Below are 4,030 nucleotides of genomic sequence, written 5' to 3' on the forward strand. Positions count from 1 at the left end.
GTAAAAATCTAGATCTCCTCAACTTAAATAGCAAGAACATTTAATATATTTACTTTCTGTTATAAACGCGGTGGCAAGCCACTCGCCTACAAGTACATATTAACACCGAGCAGCTTAAAACTTTCCGCTTAGAGCTTACAGCTCAAATCGTAGGCATTAAAAAAGGCCACCTAAGTGACCTTTTTTCTAATAATTAACTTTATAAGTTAATTATTACTCTACGATAGTTGCTACTACACCAGCACCTACAGTACGGCCACCTTCGCGGATTGCGAAACGTAGACCTTCATCCATTGCGATTGGAGAGATTAACTTTACAGTCATCTTAACGTTATCGCCAGGCATTACCATTTCTACGCCATCTGGTAACTGTACGTCACCAGTTACGTCAGTTGTACGGAAGTAGAACTGTGGACGGTAACCTTTGAAGAATGGAGTATGACGACCACCTTCATCTTTAGAAAGTACGTATACTTCTGAAGTGAATGTTGTATGTGGGTTGATTGAACCAGGCTTAGCTAGTACTTGACCACGTTCAACGTCTTCACGTTTAGTACCACGTAGAAGTGCACCAATGTTCTCACCAGCACGACCTTCGTCAAGTAGTTTACGGAACATTTCAACACCAGTACAAGTAGATTTAGTTGTATCGTTGATACCAACAATTTCTACTTCGTCATTGATGCGGATGATACCAGCTTCAACACGACCAGTTACAACAGTACCACGACCTTGGATTGAGAAAACGTCTTCGATAGGCATGATGAATGGCTTATCGATGTCACGCTCTGGCTCTGGGATGTAAGAATCAAGTGCGTCTGCAAGCTCAATGATCTTGTCTTCCCACTCTTTCTCGCCTTCTAACGCTTTAAGCGCAGAACCAGCGATTAGTGGTAAGTCATCACCTGGGAAATCGTACTCAGAAAGAAGTTCACGAACTTCCATTTCTACTAGTTCAAGTAGCTCTTCGTCATCAACCATGTCACATTTGTTCATGAATACGATGATGTAAGGAACGCCAACTTGACGAGAAAGAAGGATGTGCTCACGCGTTTGTGGCATAGGGCCATCAGTCGCAGCAACAACAAGGATAGCGCCGTCCATTTGAGCAGCACCAGTGATCATGTTTTTAACATAATCGGCGTGTCCAGGACAATCTACGTGTGCGTAGTGACGAGTAGGAGTATCGTACTCAACGTGTGAAGTTGAGATTGTGATACCGCGCTCGCGCTCTTCAGGAGCGTTATCGATTGATGCGAAATCTTTAGCAACACCGCCGTATACTTTTGCAAGTACGTTAGTGATTGCTGCAGTTAGGGTAGTTTTACCGTGGTCAACGTGGCCGATTGTACCTACGTTTACATGCGGTTTTACGCGTTCAAACTTTGCTTTTGCCATCTTAAAAAATTCCTATAAAGAAATTAAAGGTTCAGTCCACTGTGGACCAAACCGAGCTAAAAATTACTTAACAGCGCGAGCTGTAATTATTGTGTCCGCAACATGTTTCGAGGCTTCAGCGTACTTCAAAAACTCCATAGAGTATGAGGCACGGCCTTGTGTTGCAGATCGTAGATCAGTAGCATAACCAAACATTTCAGAAAGCGGAACCTGGGCGTTAATTAATTTAAGTCCACCTAGCGCATCTTCCATGCCTTCGATCATACCGCGGCGACGGTTTAAGTCACCAACTACATCACCCATGTTTGCTTCAGGAGTGAGTACTTCAACCTTCATCATTGGCTCTAATAGTACAGGGTCTGCTTGTAGCGCACCTTGTTTCATTGCCAGTGAACCCGCTATTTTAAATGCCATTTCATTCGAATCTACATCATGGAATGAACCATCATATAAAGTCGCTTTCACACCAAGTAATGGGTAGCCTGCCAGCACACCTTGAGACATTTGCTCTTGGATGCCTTTATCTACCGCAGGGATGTATTCTTTTGGAACTGAGCCACCTACGGTTTCGTTAACGCACTCGTAAATTGGGGCTTCATCATCCGAAATATCCATCGGTTCAAGTTTAAGCCAGACATGACCATATTGACCACGTCCACCTGATTGACGTATGAATTTACCTTCAACTTTAACAGTTGAACGAATAGCTTCACGGTAAGAAACCTGCGGCTTACCAACGTTACATTCAACACTGAATTCACGTTTCATACGGTCGACAATGATATCAAGGTGAAGTTCACCCATACCAGAAATAATAGTCTGGCCTGATTCTTCGTCAGTTTGTACGCGAAAAGACGGATCTTCTGCCGCTAGTTTACCTAGCGCGATACCCATCTTATCTTGGTCAGCGATTGTGCGAGGCTCAACCGCAACAGAGATAACTGGTTCAGGGAATTCCATACGCTCAAGCGTAATAATAGAATTCGGATCACACAGTGTTTCACCTGTTGTTACGTCTTTGAGACCAATAGCCGCCGCAATATCACCTGCGTAGACTTCTTTGATCTCTTCACGTGAGTTTGAATGCATCTGAACGATACGGCCAAGACGCTCACGCTTACATTTTACTGGGTTGTATACCGCGTCACCCTGTTTAACAGTACCAGAGTAAACACGGAAGAAAGTTAAAGTACCAACGAACGGGTCTGTTGCAATTTTAAAAGCAAGTGCAGCAAACGGTGCGTTGTCATTAGCTGGACGTTCTTCCTCAGTACCATCTTCAAGGATACCTTGAATTTGTTTCACTTGTGTTGGTGCAGGCATATATTCAATAACGCCATCAAGCACAGCTTGAACGCCTTTATTTTTAAATGCACTACCACATGTAACTGGGACGATTTCGTTAGCCAATGTACGCTGACGCAAAGCATTTTTAATTTCTGCTTCGCTCAGGTCTTCACCTTCCAAATACTTATCCATTAGTTCTTCAGATGCTTCAGCAGCGCTTTCAACTAAGTTCGAGCGCCATTCTTCAGCTAAATCTTGAAGTTCTGCCGGTATTGCCTCATAGGTGAAAGTCATTCCCTGGTCTTCATCATTCCAGTTAATCATTTTCATTTTTATGAGGTCAATAACACCTTTAAAGTCGTCTTCAGCGCCTACTGGTAGCTGAATTGGAACAGGCGTTGCTCCAAGACGAGATTTCACCTGGCCAACAACCGTTAAGAAGTCAGCGCCAGTGCGATCCATTTTATTTACGAAGATCATTCTCGGAACTTCGTATTTGTTCGCTTGACGCCAAACTGTCTCAGTTTGCGGCTGTACACCAGATGAAGCACAAAGCACAACTACCGCACCATCAAGTACACGTAAAGAACGTTCTACTTCAATAGTGAAATCCACGTGCCCTGGAGTATCAATGATATTGATACGATGAGCGTCAAATTGCGCGTCCATCCCTTTCCAGAAACACGTTGTTGCAGCAGAAGTGATTGTGATACCACGCTCTTGTTCCTGCTCCATCCAGTCCATAGTTGCGGCGCCATCATGTACTTCACCGATCTTATGAGAAAGACCTGTGTAGAACAGAACACGTTCTGTTGTGGTGGTTTTGCCTGCATCTACGTGAGCAACAATACCGATATTGCGATAGCGCTCAAGTGGAGTTGTACGTGCCATAAAATCCTCTTAAAGGTTAAGGACAGATTACCAACGGTAATGTGCGAATGCTTTATTCGCTTCAGCCATACGGTGAACGTCTTCACGTTTCTTAACCGCAGTGCCTTTGTTGTCAGCAGCGTCAACAAGTTCTTGAGCTAAACGTAAGCCCATAGATTTCTCGCCACGCTTACGTGCAGCGTCTACTAACCAACGCATACCTAATGCGTTGCGACGTACTGGACGTACTTCTACTGGTACTTGATACGTTGAACCACCAACACGGCGAGATTTAACCTCAACCTGTGGACGGATGTTTTCAAGTGCAGTTTCAAAGATTTCAAGGTGCGATTTGCCTGATTTCTCAGCAGCCACATCTAGCGCACCGTAAACGATTTTTTCAGCAGTAGATTTCTTGCCGTCTAACATTACGATGTTAACGAATTTTGCAAGAAGTTCCGATCCGAACTTAGGA

The 4,030-nt window shown here is 44.0% G+C and carries 3 protein-coding genes; all 3 read right to left on the minus strand.

Annotated elements, in window-relative coordinates; all coding sequences use genetic code 11:
• Positions 1–213: 213 nt before the first annotated feature.
• On the minus strand, positions 214–1,398 hold the full coding sequence (gene tuf, locus H5232_RS22505; protein ID WP_182758002.1) for an elongation factor Tu: 1,185 nt from the start codon (positions 1,396–1,398) through the stop codon (positions 214–216).
• Between the two features lie 63 nt (positions 1,399–1,461).
• On the minus strand, positions 1,462–3,576 hold the full coding sequence (fusA, locus tag H5232_RS22510) for an elongation factor G (RefSeq protein WP_182831561.1): 2,115 nt from the start codon (positions 3,574–3,576) through the stop codon (positions 1,462–1,464).
• 27 nt (positions 3,577–3,603) lie between these two features.
• On the minus strand, positions 3,604–4,030 hold a 427-nt coding region (rpsG, locus tag H5232_RS22515), incomplete at its 5' end, for a 30S ribosomal protein S7 (RefSeq protein WP_182831562.1).

It is taken from the genome of Pseudoalteromonas sp. SG41-5, assembly GCF_014164495.1.
Lineage (GTDB): Bacteria > Pseudomonadota > Gammaproteobacteria > Enterobacterales > Alteromonadaceae > Pseudoalteromonas > Pseudoalteromonas rhizosphaerae.